The 18,621-nt window shown below is 40.0% G+C and carries 16 protein-coding genes and 2 pseudogenes; 15 read left to right on the forward strand and 3 right to left on the reverse strand.

All coding sequences use genetic code 11. The annotated features are described in order from the left end of the window. Window positions 1-49 precede the first annotated feature (49 nt). From HMPREF3108_RS04140 to HMPREF3108_RS04150, 3 genes are all read left to right on the forward strand, one after another. Window positions 50-967: a helix-turn-helix domain-containing protein gene (locus tag HMPREF3108_RS04140; protein WP_061594142.1), complete on the forward strand. Its 918-nt coding sequence runs from the start codon at window positions 50-52 to the stop codon at window positions 965-967. 142 nt (window positions 968-1,109) lie between these two features. Further along, the gene (locus tag HMPREF3108_RS04145; protein ID WP_045634090.1) at window positions 1,110-2,039 is read left to right on the forward strand and encodes an ABC transporter ATP-binding protein; all 930 of its coding nucleotides are present in this window, start codon (window positions 1,110-1,112) and stop codon (window positions 2,037-2,039) included. Then, a complete protein-coding gene (locus HMPREF3108_RS04150; RefSeq protein WP_070493402.1) occupies window positions 2,032-2,925 on the forward strand; it encodes an ABC transporter permease in 894 nt (297 codons plus the stop codon). Before HMPREF3108_RS04145 ends, HMPREF3108_RS04150 begins: the two co-directional genes overlap by 8 nt. Before the next feature lie 58 nt (window positions 2,926-2,983). Here the strand turns inward: HMPREF3108_RS04150 and HMPREF3108_RS04155 are convergent, their stop codons facing one another. Next, window positions 2,984-3,682, reverse strand: a complete 699-nt coding sequence (locus tag HMPREF3108_RS04155; RefSeq protein ID WP_012130830.1) for an ion transporter — start codon at window positions 3,680-3,682, stop codon at window positions 2,984-2,986. A gap of 306 nt (window positions 3,683-3,988) precedes the next feature. Further along, entirely contained in the window at window positions 3,989-4,765 is a 777-nt protein-coding gene (locus HMPREF3108_RS04160) for a glycyl-radical enzyme activating protein (RefSeq protein WP_012130829.1), read from the reverse strand. Between the two features lie 124 nt (window positions 4,766-4,889). Here HMPREF3108_RS04160 and HMPREF3108_RS04165 point away from each other — a divergent pair, with 124 nt between their 5' ends. The 8 genes from HMPREF3108_RS04165 to HMPREF3108_RS04200 all read left to right on the forward strand — a co-directional run bounded on the left by HMPREF3108_RS04165 (window position 4,890) and on the right by HMPREF3108_RS04200 (window position 13,241). Continuing rightward, window positions 4,890-5,633 carry a DeoR/GlpR family DNA-binding transcription regulator gene (locus HMPREF3108_RS04165; protein ID WP_041789904.1) on the forward strand — a complete coding sequence of 248 codons (744 nt, stop codon included), beginning with the start codon at window positions 4,890-4,892 and terminating at the stop codon, window positions 5,631-5,633. A gap of 17 nt (window positions 5,634-5,650) precedes the next feature. Continuing rightward, the gene (locus HMPREF3108_RS04170; RefSeq protein WP_012130827.1) at window positions 5,651-6,616 is read left to right on the forward strand and encodes a sugar-binding transcriptional regulator; all 966 of its coding nucleotides are present in this window, start codon (window positions 5,651-5,653) and stop codon (window positions 6,614-6,616) included. Between the two features lie 223 nt (window positions 6,617-6,839). Next, a complete protein-coding gene (locus HMPREF3108_RS04175; RefSeq protein ID WP_012130826.1) occupies window positions 6,840-7,163 on the forward strand; it encodes a PTS lactose/cellobiose transporter subunit IIA in 324 nt (107 codons plus the stop codon). Between the two features lie 20 nt (window positions 7,164-7,183). Continuing rightward, the gene (locus HMPREF3108_RS04180; RefSeq protein ID WP_041789902.1) at window positions 7,184-7,510 is read left to right on the forward strand and encodes a PTS sugar transporter subunit IIB; all 327 of its coding nucleotides are present in this window, start codon (window positions 7,184-7,186) and stop codon (window positions 7,508-7,510) included. 2 nt (window positions 7,511-7,512) lie between these two features. Beyond that, complete coding sequence (locus HMPREF3108_RS04185) at window positions 7,513-8,814, forward strand: PTS sugar transporter subunit IIC (RefSeq protein WP_012130824.1); 1,302 nt, start codon at window positions 7,513-7,515, stop codon at window positions 8,812-8,814. Between the two features lie 162 nt (window positions 8,815-8,976). Next, entirely contained in the window at window positions 8,977-11,418 is a 2,442-nt protein-coding gene (locus HMPREF3108_RS04190; protein ID WP_045634088.1) for a glycyl radical protein, read from the forward strand. A gap of 14 nt (window positions 11,419-11,432) precedes the next feature. Next, window positions 11,433-12,101: a fructose-6-phosphate aldolase gene (locus tag HMPREF3108_RS04195; RefSeq protein WP_045634087.1), complete on the forward strand. Its 669-nt coding sequence runs from the start codon at window positions 11,433-11,435 to the stop codon at window positions 12,099-12,101. A 45-nt stretch (window positions 12,102-12,146) separates the two neighbouring features. Next, window positions 12,147-13,241: a glycerol dehydrogenase gene (locus tag HMPREF3108_RS04200; protein WP_045634086.1), complete on the forward strand. Its 1,095-nt coding sequence runs from the start codon at window positions 12,147-12,149 to the stop codon at window positions 13,239-13,241. Between the two features lie 68 nt (window positions 13,242-13,309). On the opposite strand, the pseudogene HMPREF3108_RS04205 reads toward HMPREF3108_RS04200, so the two are convergent. Continuing rightward, window positions 13,310-13,872: pseudogene (locus HMPREF3108_RS04205) on the reverse strand (isoprenylcysteine carboxylmethyltransferase family protein). Between the two features lie 164 nt (window positions 13,873-14,036). Between HMPREF3108_RS04205 and leuS the strand changes: the two are divergent. From leuS to HMPREF3108_RS10800, 4 genes and pseudogenes are all read left to right on the forward strand, one after another. Further along, window positions 14,037-16,538: a leucine--tRNA ligase gene (leuS, locus tag HMPREF3108_RS04210; RefSeq protein ID WP_070493405.1), complete on the forward strand. Its 2,502-nt coding sequence runs from the start codon at window positions 14,037-14,039 to the stop codon at window positions 16,536-16,538. 313 nt (window positions 16,539-16,851) lie between these two features. Next, complete coding sequence (locus HMPREF3108_RS04215; RefSeq protein ID WP_045504297.1) at window positions 16,852-17,124, forward strand: hypothetical protein; 273 nt, start codon at window positions 16,852-16,854, stop codon at window positions 17,122-17,124. Between the two features lies 1 nt (window position 17,125). After that, a complete protein-coding gene (locus HMPREF3108_RS04220) occupies window positions 17,126-17,485 on the forward strand; it encodes a cingulin (RefSeq protein ID WP_070493408.1) in 360 nt (119 codons plus the stop codon). Next, a pseudogene (locus HMPREF3108_RS10800) lies at window positions 17,476-18,621 on the forward strand (LXG domain-containing protein); the annotation flags it as partial. The gene HMPREF3108_RS04220 and the pseudogene HMPREF3108_RS10800, both read left to right, overlap by 10 nt.

Consider the following 18,621-nt stretch of genomic DNA (forward strand, 5'->3'; position numbering starts at 1 on the left):
GATCAAATTATGCTATAATAGGAGATATCTGGAAGAAGGAGATCCTGATGTGGAATTCAAGGAAGAGCTAGGACAGAAAATTCAATCTCTAAGAGAAGAAAAAGGCTTGAGTCGTCAGGCATTTTGTGGGTTAGAAGACATTTTGACAACGCGGCAACTACAGCGAATTGAAAAAGGCCAGTCTCTGCCTACCATCGCAACAGCTCTCTATATTGCTGAGCAACTGGAAGTATCGCTGGATAGGCTAGCAAATAGAGAGCGATTCGAATTGCCATCAGGTTATCTTGAATTGAAGTATCGCTTGGAAAAGCTTTATCACTATGGCGATGGAGAACGTCTTCAACAGAGAGAAGAGATGATCGAGGAAATCTATCGGAAGTATTTCGATCAGCTCCCTGAGGAAGAACAACTTTATCTTCAGATTAAGCAGGCCAAGAACGATATGGTTTTAACGGAAAATATTGCCTATGATCAAGGCTTAATAGATGAATATCTGGATCAGGCTTTGGCCAAAGAAAAATTGACGGAAATGGATCTAGAAATTATTGATTTACGTCTGTTGGCGCTTGGTTTGAAAGATTTTGACAAGAAGGAGTTTACTTGTTTGCTAAACAAGTTACTTGTAGCAGTAGCTGATTATCCGACCAATGGATTGGAAAAAATCCAGGCCAGTATCATTTTTGCTGCAGGCGTCTTGTCTCATTATCAAGAATATGACTTACTACCTAAACTATTACGAGCTCTGGAAGAGCTGATGTTGAGGCGAAACGACTTTCAAGATCGTGTATTTAGCTATGCGCTTCAGTGGAAAATCGCCCTCTTCTTAGAAAATAATCTCGAAAAAGCTGAGGACAACTATCAAAAGGTCAAGTTAATGCTAGAGCTATTGCCAGAAGATGTCCTTAAGGAGAATATGAGACTGGACTGGGAGCAGGATATAAGCCGCTATAGTAAAATTGATGAATAAGCAACAGAACTCTGTGAGTCTAGGAACTCATAGAGTTTTTTAAATAGGACATGAATGTCCTCACACTTCGGTTTATTGATCTCTTATAATAGTGGGAGTAGAAAAAAGAAGTTACTTCTTCTTGAGGAAGGGATTTGGGAAAATGGAAATTAGATTAAAAAATATTAAGAAAAACTATGGCTCCTTTGAAGCCTTGAAGGGAATTGATTTAGTTTTGGAAGAAGGCAAGTTCTATGGTCTTCTTGGGCCCAATGGTGCGGGTAAAACGACTCTCTTTAATCTCCTTATTCAAAATTTCAAGCAAAGCTCAGGCGATATTAGCTGGGAAGTTGACGGACGGCCTCTATCCACAAAAGATTTTTATCGCCATATCGGAATCGTTTTTCAAAGCAATCGTTTGGATGAAAATTTAACAGTAGAGGAAAATTTGGTATCTAGAGGTGCCTTGTATGGCTTATCTAAGGCTAAGGTCTTGGAGAGGATTAGGGATTTACAAAACTATCTAGATGTTGCATCTATTAAAAATAAAAAATATGGAAGTTTATCAGGAGGGCAGAAACGCAAAGTAGATATTGCTCGTGCTCTGCTACCTCAACCATCACTTCTATTGCTGGATGAGCCAACCACTGGTCTAGATCCGCAATCTCGACATGATTTATGGGATGCCATCAATCAGTTGAATAAGAAAGATAATATGACGGTAGTTCTCATCACTCATTATTTAGAAGAGATGGCAGGATGTGATATTCTTCATGTTTTAATTTCTGGTAATCTTTATTACTCAGGAGATATTGCTACTTTTATCGAAAAGCATTCGACAACTAACTTGAATTTGCGCTTAAAAGAAGGTCAGTCTGTAAGATCACTGTCGGTATCGCAATTTATGAACAAAAGTCAAGTTTTGTCAGAAAGAGAGATTGTTTTTAAAGATGTTTCTGTTGAAGAAATGATGGAAATTATTTCTGGAAATCAAGATAAGTCTATTATTGAAGCATTTAATGTGGAATATTCAAACTTGGAAGCAGCTTATTTGAATCTATTAAAAGAAACAGGAGGAGAAATGAATGTTTGAGCTAATTTCTAGAAATAGGAAAGTATACACGCGAGATCGTTTGGCGTTTTTAATGTCATTCTTGTCAGTTATTATCTTAATTTTAGTCTATCAAGTCTTTCTAGGCCAAATCCAGATTGATGCTATTAAGGAGGCGTTAGGTAGTGACACTGCCTCAAGCGATACGATTAAGATGGTAAACTATTGGTTGATATCAGGTTTGACGACGATTATTTCTATGACCAGTACTTTAGGAGCGTTTGGAGTAATGGTCTCAGATAAAGAAAAGAAACTGAGTGAAGATTTCAAGGTTAGTCCCATTTCTAATTTCAAGGTTGAACTATCCTATGCTATTTTTGCAATCCTATTTGGGATGATCCTCACCATGTTCTCTTGTGTCTTTGCGATTGGGATTTTCAATGGTTTTAGTTCACTTCTAGATTATTCGGCTATGGACTATCTAAAGATTTTTGGAATTGTTAGCTTATCAACAGTCTTATCAGCTACTATTGTTCTTCCTGTATTAGCCTTTATTCGAACAGGTTCAGCTTTTACCACTTTGAGTACAATCGTCGGTACCTTTATCGGATTTATTTCAGGAGTTTATCTTTCTATCGGATCGGTTGGGGAAACTTTGCAGCAGGTTATGACTTGGTTTCCTATGACACAAGTGAATGCACTTTTAAAACAAGTTTTGATGAAAAACTCAATTGCTCAAGTATTTGATAATGCTCCAAGTTCGGTGGTAAATGAATACAAGGAATCTTATGGAATAGTATTGCAGAATGCTGGTGGGGCTCATCTTTCTAATCAATTCATGCTAATTTATATTTCACTTATTATTGTTGCTCTATTAACACTCCATTTTTTATTAAAAAGGTTAAGAAATAAAAGAAACCTCAGCTAAGGTTATAGAAAAGTGAATGCATATACAAAAAACCTGTTTAGGGTTCCCTAAACAGGTTTTATAGTTCTTTGATTTCTTTCATATAGCCAGCTGTAATGATACCAGCGGGGAGTGCAACAATTGCAATTCCTAAAAATGAAGAGATCATTGTAATGATTTTTCCGGTAGTTGATATCGCGTAAATGTCCCCATATCCAACCGTAGTCAGGGAAATCGTTGCCCAATAGAGGGCGTCAAAGAAGGTAGGGAAAGTACTAGGCTCTACGTTGAAAATGACAAGGGCGGAAACAAAGATATATCCAAGTGCTAAAACCCCTACAATAATCAGACTGTCTTTCTGTTTTTTTAAGACATTTGTCAAGATCTGAATGTTTTTGGAATAGCGGAAAAATTTAAAGATACGCAAGGTACGAAGCATACGTAAAATTTTAAACAGACGCAGACTGTCATTTAACAAAAAGAGTGATGGTAATATGCAGAGCAAATCAGCCATAGCTAAGAAAGTAAAAGGATAGAGGAGGAAAGAAATCCGTCCTTTCTGTAATTTATAATCGGCAGTGACGAACCTGAGCACATAGTCAATGATAAAAATAATCGTTGTTATAAGATCGAGCCAAATGAAGATTCCTGAATGACTTTTTGAAGTTAGAGGAATTAAGCTGACAATAATGGCCAAGATCATGAAAATATCGTAGGCTTCTTCAATAAAACTTTCCTGCTGGTGGGGCTCAATAATCTGAAACAAAGTCTTTCTCATAATCATAGCTCTCCCTTATTCATATGAATTTAATTTTAATTCTATCTGTTTTTAAAGATAAGTCAAGGCCAATCAACAAAGATTTTCCCCATTCTCCATTTTTAGCGTCTTTCAAAATCCTTTGAGAAAGTTACTATAAAAATAAAATCCAAGCTGAAGAAATAGCAAAGTAGAGGTTTTCTTCAAACTTGGATTCAGCGAATAAATTTAGAAGCCTTTGATTAAGGATAAAAATCAGTTCAAGATGTGAGGTATAATCAGAGAAGGTTTATAATATAAAAAATAGTTAGGAAAAGGAATTTTTGCTTAGAAATAACAATTGATGTTATGGTTTAGAAAAACCTGCTGATAATCGTATAAATCCTCTGGATGTAGGGCTTTAGTACCCTCCATTTCATACCGACGTCCTAGTAGTTTATACTTGTTTTCTCCAAATTGATGGAAAGGCAGCAGTTGGACTTGATCGATGGATAATTCATTGAAAAGAGTTGCAAACTGTTCCGCATCTTCTAGAGAGTTATTGAAGTTAGGAATTACTGGAATTCGAAGGACAATTGTCTTTTGATGAGTAAAGGCATAATGTATATTTTTAACAATCAACTCATTTTTAACACCAGTAATCTTTCGGTGGTTGACAGAGTTATAATGCTTCAAATCGGTATAAATGAAATCAACATATTGGATGAGATCAACAAATTTTTCGTGTTCTACAAAAGCCGTTGTTTCTATTGCGGTATGAATACCTTTCTCCTTAGCTGCTTTAAGGATAGCTTTGGCAAATTCAAATTGAGCAAAAATTTCCCCGCCAGATAAGGTCAAACCACCGCCGGATTCTTCATAAAAATCACGGTCTTTTAATACTTCATCTATAATCTCAACAACACTTCTTTCTTCTCCCATAGTAATGTTTTTTTTGGTAGTAGCATCAAGCATAGGTTCAGGCTGCATCCTCTGTGATTCTGGGTTTGAACACCAAGGGCAGCGTAGTGGGCAACCCTTGAGGAAAACTGTTGTTCGGATTCCGGGGCCATCATGAATACTGAAATGTTGGATATTGAAAATAATTCCTTTTGTTGTTTCCATACGCAACCCTCCTTTTAATACAACTATTATAACTTATTTACGCAACAAATACAATTACGAACGAAACTATTTTTTAATTTATTTTTATAAAATCTTTTGTTAAAATATAGGTGAGGTAATGAAAATGGAACGTTTAGATAAAATTGTGAAATTAGTCTCTGAATATGAAAAGATTGATGTTAATACACTTTCTGAGAAGCTACAAGTTTCTAAAGTAACGATTAGGAAAGACTTAGATAAATTGGAATTAAAAGGTTTATTGCGTCGTGAACATGGGTATGCTGTCTTGAATAGTGGGGACGACCTTAATGTCAGATTGTCTTTTAATTACGATACAAAGCGAAGAATTGCCCAGAAAACTGCTGAACTAATTAGTGATAATGAAACAATTTTGATTGAATCAGGATCTACTTGTGCCCTTTTAGCAGAAGAAATTTGCCGTAGCAAGAGGAATGTAAAAATCGTTACCAATTCCTACTTTATAGCTGACTATGTTAGGAATTATGATTCGTGCAAAATCATTCTTTTAGGTGGAGAATTCCAAAAAGACTCTCAAGTGACTGTTGGTCCGCTTCTTAAAGAAATGATCCACTACTTTCATGTTAAATATGCTTTTGTAGGAACAGATGGCTATGATGAAGAACTTGGGTTTACAGGGAAAGATTTGATGCGTAGTGAAGTCGTTCAATATATGTCTGAAGTGGCCGACCAAGTTGTAATTCTTACTGATTCAAGTAAATTTGGGAAAAAAGGGATTGTTAAGCGTTTCGGACTTAAGCAGGTATCTCAAGTTGTAACAGATACCGGAATTTCAAATGTCGCTGTTGAGCAATTAGAAAAGGCAAGTATTAGAGTTGTTAAAGTTTAGGCTTGAAGGAGCGGATGATGAGAAATGAAAGAAAAAAGCTTCTGGCTAAATTAGCCTATCTTTATTACATAGAAGAGAAGAGCCAGGCAGAAATTGCAGCAGAAACAGGAATCTATCGCACAACTGTTAGTCGAATGCTGGCTGAAGCAAAGAAAAAAGGGATTGTCAAGATTGAAATAGATAATTTCGATACTCGCTTGTTTCAGTTAGAAAAGTATGTCAAAGAGAAATATGGATTAAAAGGTATAGATATAGTTGCGAATGTGCCTGATGAATCAACTGCTGAATTAGAAGAAAGGCTAGGTCAAAGTGCAGCAAATCTACTTCGAGCTCTATTAGATGATCATATGAATGTAGGCTTTTCGTGGGGAAAAAGTCTCAGCCTGTTGGTAGAACATTTAAATCCACGACATTTGAAAGATATTCATTTTGTTCCACTAGCTGGTGGTCCCAGTCACATCCATGCCCGGTACCATGTTAATACTTTGATTTATAATATGGCAAGCAAATGTCATGGAGATTGTAATTTTATCAATGCGACTATTATTCAGGAAAAGGAAAATTTAGCAAAAGGAATTTTATCATCAAAGTATTTTGAAGATCTCAAAAAGAGTTGGCAGGATTTGGATATTGCTGTCGTAGGAATCGGTGGTTTTGCAGATGAGAACAATCGTCAGTGGCTGGATATGTTAACAGAACGAGATTTTTCTGTTTTAAAAAGTGAAGAAGAGGTCGGAGAAATTTGTTGCCGTTTTTTCGATAAAAATGGAGAACCTGTATATGAAGAATTACAGGAAAGGACTATCGCTATTTCTCTATCTGAGCTTAAAAAAATACCGCATGCTTTGGGATTTGCCTATGGGTCTGCCAAGGCAACAGCTATCCTATCAGTTTTACGGGCAGGATATATTAATCATTTAGTAACAGATGAAGAAACAATATTAAAGGTGTTATCCTTAGATGGGGATAATAGTTTTACCTAGTAGGTTAAAGAAAAAAGAATAGTAAAAAAGAAAGAATTTAGTTCTTTCTTTTTTTTGCAGCAATATGCACAAATGTGCAAAAATATTTAAATAAGAGTAAATGTGCTATAAATTATTGACGAATATGTTTAAAGGTGATAGATTTAAGTTACAAACATAATAAAAGCGCTTTCATATGAAACAAATAAACGTTGTTAAAAGTTGACTGGAAAAGGAGCAAGTTATGGAAGTTATTGTTGCAGATCAAATTATCATGGGACTTATTTTAGATGCCGGTGATGCCAAGCAACATATTTATCAGGCTTTATCACTAGCTAAAGATGGAAAGTTTTTAGAGTGTGATGAACAAGTTGAGTTGGCAGACAAGGCGTTGCTTGAGGCTCACAATTTACAGACTCAATTTTTAGCACAGGAAGCAGGGGGGACAAAAACAGAAATCACAGCACTATTTGTCCATTCTCAAGATCATTTGATGACCAGTATTACAGAGATTAATCTCATTAAGGAAATCATTGATTTGAGAAAAGAACTACAAGAAAAAGCTTAACTTATTAGGAGGATATAATGATGGTCAAAATTGGTTTGTTTTGTGCAGCAGGTTTTTCAACAGGAATGTTAGTCAATAATATGAAAATAGCTGCAACCGAAAAAGGGATAGAGGCTGAGATTGAGGCATACTCACAGGCTAAGCTGGCTGATTATGCTGCGGACTTGGATATCGCTTTATTAGGACCTCAGGTTGCTTATACTCTAGACAAATCGAAAGCTATCTGCGACAGTTGCCATACTCCAATTGCAGTGATACCGATGGCTGATTATGGTATGTTAGATGGCAAAAAAGTATTAGATCTCGCTTTGAGTTTGTTAGATAAGTATCAAGATCAAGGAGCTTAGTTATGTCTAAGATAAATACACAAAAAATAATTGCACCCATAATGAAGTTTGTTAATATGCGTGGAATTATCGCATTAAAAGATGGTATGTTGGCAATTCTGCCTCTTACTGTTGTTGGAAGCCTATTCTTGATTGTAGGTCAATTACCGTTTGAAGGACTAAATCAAGCTATTGCTGGTGTGTTTGGGTCAGACTGGACTGAACCATTTATGCAGGTTTATTCAGGAACCTTTGCTATTATGGGGCTGATTTCTTGTTTTTCAATCGGTTATTCTTATGCCAAGAACAGTGGTGTAGAGCCCCTTCCTGCAGGTGTACTGGCTTTATCTTCCTTCTTTATCCTTTTGAAGTCCTCCTATGTTCCTGAAAAAGGCGAGGCGATTGCAGATGCGATTGGCAAGGTTTGGTTTGGAGGGCAAGGAATAATAGGAGCAATTCTAATTGGTCTAGCGGCTGGTAGCATCTATACTGTTTTCATTAAAAAACATATTGTCATTAAAATGCCAGAGCAAGTTCCACAAGCGATTGCTAAGCAGTTTGAAGCTATGATTCCAGCTTTCGTTATTTTCTTACTTTCCATGATAGTTTATATAGTTGCCAAGCTAGCGACAGGTGGTGGTACCTTTATTGAGATGATTTATGATGTTATTCAGGTTCCTCTACAAGGCCTTACGGGTTCTCTTTATGGAGCTATTGGTATTGCATTCTTTATTTCTTTTCTGTGGTGGTTTGGTGTTCATGGGCAATCCGTTGTCAATGGCGTCGTAACAGCCTTACTATTGTCTAACCTGGATGCAAATAAGGCTTTACTTGCTGCAGATAAGCTGTCCGTTAGCCAAGGTGCTCATATTGTGACCCAACAGTTCTTGGATAGTTTTCTTATCTTATCAGGATCCGGTATCACTTTTGGAGTAGTCGTAGCCATGCTCTTTGCTGCCAAGTCTAAGCAGTATAAGGCTCTTGGGAAAGTTGCTGCTTTTCCGGCTATCTTCAATGTCAATGAACCAGTTGTCTTTGGTTTTCCGATTGTAATGAATCCGGTCATGTTCCTACCCTTTGTTTTGGTTCCAGTTTTAGCTGCTTTGATTGTATACATGGCGATTGCAGTTGGATTTATGCAACCATTCGCAGGTGTGACTTTGCCTTGGAGTACACCGGCTATCATTTCAGGTTTTATGGTTGCTGGTTGGCAAGGAGCAGTCATTCAAATTGTCATTCTAGCCATGTCCGCCTTTGTTTACTTCCCGTTTGTGAAATTTCAGGACAACATTGCTTACAATAATGAATTGAAAAATGAAGAATAAGCTGATGTTGAAAGATAATAAAAGTTTCAGGATAGGATGGCACAAATGTGCAAATAATCTTTAATTTAATTATAGCCTATAAATGATTGAATTCTTGGATATTGCATGTTACAATACTTACGAAAGAAATAAAAATAATTTCATAAGAAAGGATGCGGCAAAATGATCCAAGTAAAAGAAGTAGAAAGAACAACAATAAAAACAGACTATTTTGGTAGTCTGACAGAGAGAATGAATAAATATCGGGAAGATGTTTTGAATAAAAAGCCCTATATTGACGCAGAGCGTGCTGTCCTAGCTACCAAGGCTTATGATAAGCATAAGGAAAAACCAAATGTGTTGAAACGTGCTTACATGCTCCAAGAGATTTTGGAAAATATGACGCTTTACATTGAAGATGAAACGATGATTGTTGGTAATCAAGCTTCATCTAACAAAGACGCGCCTATCTTCCCAGAGTATACTTTAGAGTTTGTACTCAATGAACTAGATCTTTTTGAGAAACGGGACGGAGACGTCTTCTATATTACAGAGGAAACCAAAGAGCAGCTCCGTAGCATCGCTCCTTTCTGGGAAAATAATAACCTCCGTGCTCGAGCTGGCGCTTTACTCCCAGAGGAAGTTCAAGTTTATATGGAAACTGGCTTCTTTGGCATGGAAGGAAAGATGAACTCTGGGGATGCCCACTTGGCGGTCAACTATCAGAAACTCTTGGCTTATGGACTGAAAGGTTTTGAAGAAAAAGCTCGCGCAGCTAAAGAAGCTTTGGATTTAACCGACCCGGCTAGTATTGACAAATACCATTTTTATGATTCGATTTTCATCGTAGTCAATGCGGTGAAAGCTTATGCGGAGCGTTTTGTCACCTTGGCCAAACAACTGGCTGAAAAAGCAGAGCCTAAGCGTCGTCAGGAGCTATTAGAAATCGCTAGAATTTGTTCTAAAGTGCCATATGAGCCAGCATCAACCTTTGCTGAAGCTGTTCAGTCTGTCTGGTTTATCCAGTGTATTCTTCAGATTGAGTCCAACGGACATTCACTCTCTTATGGACGCTTTGACCAGTACATGTATCCTTATGTCAAGGCAGACCTGGAAGCTGGACGTGAGACAGAAGCTAGCATTGTAGAACGCTTAACCAATCTCTGGATTAAGACGATCACCATTAATAAAGTGCGCAGTCAGGCCCACACATTCTCATCTGCGGGCAGTCCCCTTTATCAAAATGTGACAATCGGTGGCCAAACGAGAGATAAGAGAGATGCAGTCAACCCACTTTCCTACCTTGTCTTGAAATCTGTGGCTCAAACTCATCTTCCTCAGCCGAATCTGACCGTTCGCTATCATGCAGGCTTAGATGCTCGCTTTATGAATGAGTGTATTGAAGTCATGAAGCTTGGTTTCGGTATGCCGGCTTTCAATAATGATGAAATCATCATTCCGTCCTTTATCGCAAAAGGCGTTTTAGAAGAAGATGCATACGACTACAGCGCTATCGGCTGTGTGGAAACCGCTGTGCCTGGTAAATGGGGTTACCGTTGTACAGGTATGAGCTACATGAACTTCCCTAAGGTACTCCTCATCACTATGAATGATGGAATTGACCCGGCATCTGGCAAGCGCTTTGCACCAAGCTTTGGTCACTTTAAAGATATGAAGAGTTTTGCTGAGCTGCAAACGGCTTGGGACAAGACCTTGCGCCACTTGACCCGCATGAGTGTCATCGTGGAAAATTCTATTGACCTGTCTCTTGAAAGAGAAGTGCCGGATATTCTCTGCTCAGCTTTGACAGATGACTGTATCGGACGAGGTAAGCATTTGAAAGAGGGCGGAGCTGTCTATGACTATATTTCCGGTCTTCAAGTCGGTATTGCCAATCTATCAGACTCATTGGCGGCTATCAAAAAACTGGTATTTGAGGAGGGTAGGCTGACTCCAGCTGAACTATGGCATGCACTTGAAACGGACTATGCAGGTCAGCGTGGTAAAGAAATCCAAGAGATGCTGATTCATGATGCACCAAAATATGGTAATGATGATGATTACGCAGATAAGCTAGTGACAGATGCTTACGATATTTATGTGGATGAAATCGCTAAATATCCAAATACTCGCTATGGCCGCGGTCCAATTGGCGGTATCCGCTACTCAGGAACATCTTCTATTTCAGCCAATGTCGGTCAAGGTCGTGGTACTTTGGCGACGCCAGATGGCCGCAATGCCGGAACACCGCTTGCTGAAGGATGCTCACCATCTCACAATATGGATAAGAACGGTCCAACCTCTGTATTGAAATCCGTTTCTAAATTGCCGACGGATGAAATCGTTGGTGGCGTCTTGCTTAATCAAAAAGTAAATCCTCAGACTTTGTCTAAAGAGGAAGATAAACTGAAACTAATTGCCTTGCTTCGTACATTCTTTAACCGTCTGCATGGCTATCATATCCAATACAATGTCGTTTCTAGGGAAACCTTGATTGATGCACAGAAGCATCCTGAAAAGCACCGCGATTTGATTGTTCGCGTTGCAGGCTACTCTGCTTTCTTCAATGTGCTTTCTAAGGCGACGCAAGATGATATTATCGGACGGACGGAGCACACATTGTAGAAGAGGTCCAATTTATGGAATTCATGCTTGATACCTTAAATTTAGAGGAGATAAAAAAATGGTCGGAAGTCCTTCCCTTGGCGGGAGTGACTTCTAATCCGACCATCGCAAAAAAAGAAGGGAAGATAGACTTCTTCGAGCGGATTAGCGCCGTTCGAGAAATTATAGGGGAAGGCCCGTCTATTCATGTGCAAGTTGTTGCCAAGGATTATGAAGGAATCTTGAAAGATGCTAGCACAATTCGAAAAAAATGTGGCGATGCTGTCTACATTAAAATTCCGGTCACACCAGATGGGTTGGCGGCTATCAAAACTCTCAAAGCAGAAGGCTACAAGATTACAGCAACAGCCATTTATACAACCTTTCAAGGGCTATTAGCTATTGAAGCGGAGGCCGACTATCTTGCTCCTTACTATAACCGTATGGAAAATCTGAATATTGATTCAGATGCAGTCATCAGCCAGCTGGCTCAGGCTATTGAGCGAGATCGTTCCGACAGTAAAATATTGGCGGCCTCCTTTAAAAATGTTGCCCAAGTCAATCGAGCTTTTGCTGATGGTGCCCAAGCCGTTACAGTAGGTCCGGATGTTTTTGCAGCAGCCTTTGCCATGCCGTCCATTGCTAAGGCGGTAGACGACTTTGCAACAGATTGGTCCGATATTCATAGTCAGGAATATGTTTAACAAAGAATAAATTGTTTACCCATAACAAATTGAAAGAGGTGCCTTATGAGAATATTTGCAAGTCCGTCTCGTTATATTCAAGGAGAAAATGCTCTGTTTGAGAATGCCAAGCAGATATTGAAGTTGGGGAATCGCCCAGTTCTTCTCTGTGATGATGTGGTATATGGTATTGTTGGTGAAGCTTTCTCGAAATATTTAACACGTTATGGATTCCATGTTTTTAGAGTTGCATTTAATGGAGAAGCCTCCGATAATGAGATTAATCGAGTAGTTTCTCTAGCAGAAAAAGATGGGGCTGATTTGGTGATTGGTCTCGGCGGTGGTAAGACCATTGATAGTGCGAAAGCCATTGCAGACCTGTTAGAAGTGCCAGTGGTTATTGCGCCGACCATTGCTTCTACAGATGCACCAACCTCTGCTTTATCAGTTATTTACACTGATGAGGGAGCATTTGAGAAATATATTTTTTACAGTAAGAATCCAGATTTAGTTTTAGTTGACTCAGCTGTCATTGCTAAAGCCCCTAAACGTTTATTAGCCTCTGGAATTGCAGATGGATTAGCAACTTGGGTGGAGGCTAGAGCGGTTATGCAGGCTAATGGTGTTACCATGTTGGGGGACAGGCAGACTTTAGCAGGAAATGCAATTGCGAAGAAATGTGAAGAGATTTTGTTTGCAGATGGCTTGCAGGCTATCGCAGCCTGTGAAGTCCAAGTTGTCACGCCGGCTTTAGAAAATATCATTGAAGCAAATACATTACTTAGTGGATTAGGCTTCGAGAGTGCTGGTTTGGCAGCAGCCCATGCTATTCACAATGGTTTTACAGCTCTTTCAGGCGATATTCACCACTTGACCCACGGCGAAAAAGTTGCCTATGGAACCTTGACCCAGCTCTTCCTTGAAAATCGGCCGAAAGAGGAATTGGAGAAATACATACGTTTCTATCAAAGAATTGGTATGCCGACAAGTTTAGAAGAAATGCATTTAGAAAATGTTAGCTATGAGGATCTACTGAAAGTTGGAAAGCAGGCGACGATTGAGGGTGAGACAATTCATCAGATGCCGTTTGCTATTTCTGCTTCTGATGTGGCACAAGCTATCCTAGCAGTCGACCAATATGTCAAGGATTTGGATAAATAAAAGCAAAATAGAAAACAAGCCGCCTTTCAACCATAAGGCTGACAAGGCGGCTTGTTTTTTTGGTGAGATTACCAGATGTAAGGAAAAACTCGGTATCTAACCTTTTGGCAATATGCTTCGTAATTTTTTCCAAAGTGATTACCTAAGGCTTTTTCTTCTACTTTAAGTCGAATGCTATATCCCACCACTAGTAAAATAAGACAGATAATGATTGTAAAAGGATTTAGTGAAGTAATCGATAGCCAAGGATAGACAAGATACTGCCAGTATAAGCAGGATTTCTCACAATAGAATAAGGGCCATAGTCTACTAATTGTTGACTATCGGTTGTTTGAACGGCCAGTGTGAAGTTTTTTCCGAGATAATTGACTGCATAGATTCGCAATACGAACCCTGCTAGGGAGATGAGGATTCCAACATAGATCAAAAAAGGTGGCAATTGAGCTATAGAAGGTAGAAGTTGTTCATTCATTAATAGAAGACAGCAAATAACACTTCCGATAATGATGTAGCGACTTCCTTTGTCTGCAGAATCATTTACATTGTTTGACTTAGTTTTATTTTTAATCCACATTTCTGTGCTAATAAAAATAACAAAGAAAACATAAGTGAAAATAGTTTGTAAATTCATGATTATTCCTCCGGTCAGAATTATACACCTTTTAATTTTGGAGGTCAATCAAAGATTAACGCTTTAGAAATGACTTATAGTTTTTATCGGTGAAAACTGGATTCCATCTTTCAAAATCCTTTGAAAATGGTATAATAGAAACATCACAATAGTTGGAGATAAATATGAGTACTTACAATCATAGAGAAATCGAGCCTAAGTGGCAAAAATACTGGGCAGAGCACCATACATTCAAGACAGGTACCGACAAGGACAAGCCTAACTTTTATGCGCTGGATATGTTTCCTTACCCATCAGGAGCGGGGCTCCATGTAGGGCATCCAGAGGGCTACACGGCGACAGATATCCTCAGCCGCTACAAGCGGGCTCAGGGCTATAACGTCCTTCATCCTATGGGCTGGGATGCCTTTGGTTTGCCAGCTGAACAATATGCCATGGATACAGGCAATGACCCGGCTGACTTCACAGCGGAAAACATTGCCAACTTCAAGCGCCAAATCAATGCTCTGGGATTCTCTTATGACTGGGATCGGGAGGTCAATACAACTGACCCTAACTACTACAAGTGGACTCAGTGGATTTTCACCCAACTTTACGAAAAAGGTCTGGCTTATGAAGCAGAAGTGCCAGTAAACTGGGTTGAAGAGCTGGGAACGGCTATTGCTAATGAGGAAGTCCTTCCTGACGGAACATCTGAGCGTGGAGGCTATCCAGTTGTTCGCAAACCCATGCGTCAGTGGATGCTGAAAATCACAGCCTATGCAGAGCGTTTGCTCAATGACTTAGAGGAGCTGGACTGGCCTGAGTCTATCAAGGACATGCAACGCAACTGGATTGGAAAATCAACCGGTGCCAATGTAACCTTCAAGATTAAGGACACAGACAAGGACTTCACCGTCTTTACGACTCGTCCGGACACCCTTTTTGGTGCGACCTATGCTGTTTTGGCTCCTGAGCATGCTCTCGTTGATGCCATTACAAGTGCTGAACAAGCTCAAGCAGTTGCAGACTACAAACATGCAGCCAGCCTCAAATCCGACCTGGCTCGGACTGATTTGGCTAAGGAGAAGACCGGTGTCTGGACAGGAGCTTATGCTATCAATCCAGTCAACGGCAAGGAAATTCCGATCTGGATTGCCGACTATGTGCTTGCTAGCTACGGAACAGGAGCTATCATGGCTGTTCCTGCCCACGATGAGCGCGACTGGGAGTTTGCTAAGCAGTTTGACTTGGAGATTATTCCGGTTCTAGAAGGTGGCAATGTTGCTGACGCTGCTTATACAGAAGACGGTCCGCATATTAACTCTGGCTTCCTAGATAGCTTGGACAAGGCTGCCGCTATTGAGAAGATGGTTGCTTGGCTGGAAAAAGAAGGTGTCGGAAATGAAAAAGTCACCTATCGTCTGCGCGACTGGCTCTTTAGCCGTCAGCGCTACTGGGGTGAGCCGATTCCAATCATTCATTGGGAAGATGGGACTTCAACAGCAGTTCCAGAAAGTGAACTGCCACTTGTCCTGCCGGTAACCAAGGATATCCGTCCTTCTGGTACTGGTGAAAGTCCTCTGGCTAATCTGACTGACTGGCTGGAAGTCACTCGAGAAGACGGTGTCAAAGGACGCCGTGAAACCAACACCATGCCTCAATGGGCTGGTTCCAGCTGGTACTACCTGCGTTACATTGACCCGCATAACAATGAGAAATTAGCAGACGAAGAGCTGCTCAAGGCTTGGCTGCCAGTTGACATATACATTGGTGGGGCAGAGCATGCCGTACTCCATCTTCTCTATGCTCGCTTCTGGCACAAGTTTCTTTATGATATCGGAGTGGTGCCAACAAAAGAGCCTTTCCAAAAACTCTTTAACCAAGGGATGATTCTGGGGACTAGCTACCGTGATCACCGTGGAGCACTTGTGGCGACTGACAAGGTAGAAAAACGCGATGGTTCTTTCTTCAACATCGAAACGGGAGAAGAACTAGAGCAAGCGCCTGCTAAAATGTCTAAGTCTCTGAAGAATGTAGTCAACCCAGACGATGTAGTGGAGCAATATGGTGCCGATACACTGCGTGTTTATGAAATGTTCATGGGGCCACTTGATGCGTCTATCGCTTGGTCAGAAGAAGGTCTTGAAGGCAGCCGTAAGTTCCTGGATCGGGTCTATCGACTTCTTAACTCTAAGGAGCTGGTCACTGAAAATAGCGGAGCCTTGGACAAGGTCTACCATGAAACAGTCAAGTCTGTCACAGAGCAACTTGAGGAGCTCAAGTTTAACACAGCCATTGCCCAGCTCATGATCTTTGTCAATGCAGCCAACAAGGAAGAAAAACTCTATGTCGAATATGCTAAAGGTTTCATTCAATTGCTGGCGCCTTTTGCACCACACTTGGCTGAAGAACTCTGGCAGGCAGTAGCTCAAACTGATGAGAGCATTTCCTATGTAGCTTGGCCAACTTATGACGAAAGCAAGCTGGTCGAGGCAGAGGTCGAAATCGTAGTTCAAATCAAGGGCAAAGTTCGTGCTAAGCTAGTCGTAGCTAAAGATCTGAGCCGTGAGGAACTGCAGCAAATCGCTCTGGCAGATGAGAAAATCAAGTCTGAAATCGTCGATAAAGAAGTCGTGAAAGTGATTAGCGTACCGAATAAACTTGTTAATATCGTTGTGAAATAATTTTTTAGAGGCTGGGACAAAAGTCCTAGCCTCTCAATTGTCTTTGGATTGTCGAGCAAGACGCAGTGGTTGAGTGGGCTCTACTACGCTTATTTCATCAGCTTTTACAGCCCTACTCAACTGTGCGGAGGTGGGACGACGAAATCGAATTCTAACGTATTACCGATTTCTGTCCCACTCTCTATTTTTTATCGTTCACTTTTATTGAGGCTAACAGCTGTAGAAATTTATCGAACTGGTACCTGTCCACGCTTCTTCTTTCGCCTTGGATGTGGTATAATTGCTGAAAAAATTGTGTAAAGGAAAGAAGCTAATGGGAAAAATACAGTCAAGTACAATTTCGGCATCAGATGCAATCAGTGAGTTAGTTGATCTTGATACAAGTAATGCGCAAAATCAACAAGTTGAATTTTCCTATACGACTGGAATTGCTGGGATGGAAGCTGGCCGTCAGGCCTGCAACCAAATGTTGCAGGCTGTCAGTGATTTCAGCTCAGCTGTTCTAATCCAGGCCAATAAAATTCCAGAGATTGCTGCTAAAATAGAAAAACGCGACATAGAAGAAGCCAAGCGCTGGGAGAGTTGAGATGAAGGCAGATAAAAGCGAAAAAGAACGTCAGGAACTCCATGAGAAAATTTTACAAGTAGAGCAAAAAGAAGATGAATTTATGCTTCTCAAACGTCAATATGAGAATTCTCTGGGGAATTTTGCAACAGATTTTCAGTATTTAACGACTCAAATGGAAACTCTGCTTTATGACCACCCGCAAAATGCTACTACTCTCAGTCGAGATTTAGCGGATACTCAGTCTCTTAACCAACAGGTCAAGAACTATGTAGATGTTCAGATGGATGAACTGGGAAAGCTCAGTCATCAAACAAGAAATGCTATGGAAGAAGAGCGAGAAAAACTGATTAAAGAAAGGAATAGTCTGCCGTGGGAGTAAAATATAGTGCAACGGATTCTGCCCAGCTGATCCAAGCAATGGGCAATAATTTGCAAATCGCTAATCAAGTCACAGATCGGCTGTCAAGTGGTTGTGATCACTTGGTTGCTTCTTTAGAATCAGGTGAACTTCAAGGTGCAGCTTATACAGCTGGTAAAGGCCTATTTACTGAAATTATCATCCCGGCTATCAAGAAGCTACAAGAGGCTATTGATGATATTCAGGGAGAGCTTGCTTCCTATAAAAGTGCTGATTCCGAGGTGGCTGGATATGGTGAATTGGACTTGGATCTACTGAAGGAACAGCTGAAAATAAAAAATGAGCAGCTAGAAAAGGTAGAAAAGCAGATTGCAGATAATCAAGATTTTTTTCGTAATGCAGGAGCTCTGCTGACAGGTAAACTGGGAGACCTTTTATCTCAGACATCTGCTTTAATGGAAGTTGAAACTCAACTAAATATCGGTATTCGAGAAATTCAAGAAAAAATAGATAAACTAGAATGGTTTGTGGCTCAGGTTTCTCAGTATTTCTCAGATAGCCTGCAGGTCTTGGGCTTAGCTATTCAGGGAGCAAGTCAGCTCAGCCAGATATTGCTGGATAGCGATGGTAATTACTCAACTGAAGGCTTGAATATGAGTTGGGTAGAAGAAATCAAAAAGGCAAAGATTCAGACTATTTCAAAGAGTGATTATCGAACTCCACAAGAACAGGCTATAGACAAGGCGGTCAAAGATATGAAACTATCTGGTGCTGCTGAAATCTATTACCGAGGCAAGCTCGCAGAGAAGCTGAAGGGGAAGCCGCGTTCGGAATGGAAGAAAATAATTTCAAACTTTAATAAAGATCTTAAGACAGATAAAGGTGAGAATCTACTGGATGTATTCGATATGTCCCGAGCTGAGCTTGAGGAAAAGTATGGTGACAAGATTCAGGCCTATGAACATTTTTTAAACACGGGATATACTGATGTATCTATTGCAACTATGAGTCAGGATGCTCTTAAATTGATTATGGCGAGATATGACCAAGTAAAAAGTGATCATCTAGGCTTGAGTCCCACAGAATTAGCTAAGGTTAATCCAGCTTTCAAGAAAAAAATAGATGGTATGAGCCAAGAGGAGATAGAAAAAGAATTT

This window comes from Streptococcus sp. HMSC10A01 (genome assembly GCF_001807785.1).
Lineage (GTDB): Bacteria > Bacillota > Bacilli > Lactobacillales > Streptococcaceae > Streptococcus > Streptococcus gordonii.

Coding starts and splice junctions, on each gene's coding strand:
- HMPREF3108_RS04185 (WP_012130824.1), top strand. CDS start 7,513: ATGTCTAAGATAAATACACAAAAAATAATTGCACCCATAATGAAGTTT.
- HMPREF3108_RS04215 (WP_045504297.1), top strand. CDS start 16,852: ATGGGAAAAATACAGTCAAGTACAATTTCGGCATCAGATGCAATCAGT.
- HMPREF3108_RS04165 (WP_041789904.1), top strand. CDS start 4,890: ATGGAACGTTTAGATAAAATTGTGAAATTAGTCTCTGAATATGAAAAG.
- HMPREF3108_RS04180 (WP_041789902.1), top strand. CDS start 7,184: ATGGTCAAAATTGGTTTGTTTTGTGCAGCAGGTTTTTCAACAGGAATG.
- HMPREF3108_RS04160 (WP_012130829.1), bottom strand. CDS start 4,765: ATGGAAACAACAAAAGGAATTATTTTCAATATCCAACATTTCAGTATT.
- HMPREF3108_RS04145 (WP_045634090.1), top strand. CDS start 1,110: ATGGAAATTAGATTAAAAAATATTAAGAAAAACTATGGCTCCTTTGAA.
- HMPREF3108_RS04200 (WP_045634086.1), top strand. CDS start 12,147: ATGAGAATATTTGCAAGTCCGTCTCGTTATATTCAAGGAGAAAATGCT.
- HMPREF3108_RS04195 (WP_045634087.1), top strand. CDS start 11,433: ATGGAATTCATGCTTGATACCTTAAATTTAGAGGAGATAAAAAAATGG.
- leuS (WP_070493405.1), top strand. CDS start 14,037: ATGAGTACTTACAATCATAGAGAAATCGAGCCTAAGTGGCAAAAATAC.
- HMPREF3108_RS04190 (WP_045634088.1), top strand. CDS start 8,977: ATGATCCAAGTAAAAGAAGTAGAAAGAACAACAATAAAAACAGACTAT.
- HMPREF3108_RS04170 (WP_012130827.1), top strand. CDS start 5,651: ATGAGAAATGAAAGAAAAAAGCTTCTGGCTAAATTAGCCTATCTTTAT.
- HMPREF3108_RS04150 (WP_070493402.1), top strand. CDS start 2,032: ATGTTTGAGCTAATTTCTAGAAATAGGAAAGTATACACGCGAGATCGT.
- HMPREF3108_RS04220 (WP_070493408.1), top strand. CDS start 17,126: ATGAAGGCAGATAAAAGCGAAAAAGAACGTCAGGAACTCCATGAGAAA.
- HMPREF3108_RS04175 (WP_012130826.1), top strand. CDS start 6,840: ATGGAAGTTATTGTTGCAGATCAAATTATCATGGGACTTATTTTAGAT.
- HMPREF3108_RS04155 (WP_012130830.1), bottom strand. CDS start 3,682: ATGAGAAAGACTTTGTTTCAGATTATTGAGCCCCACCAGCAGGAAAGT.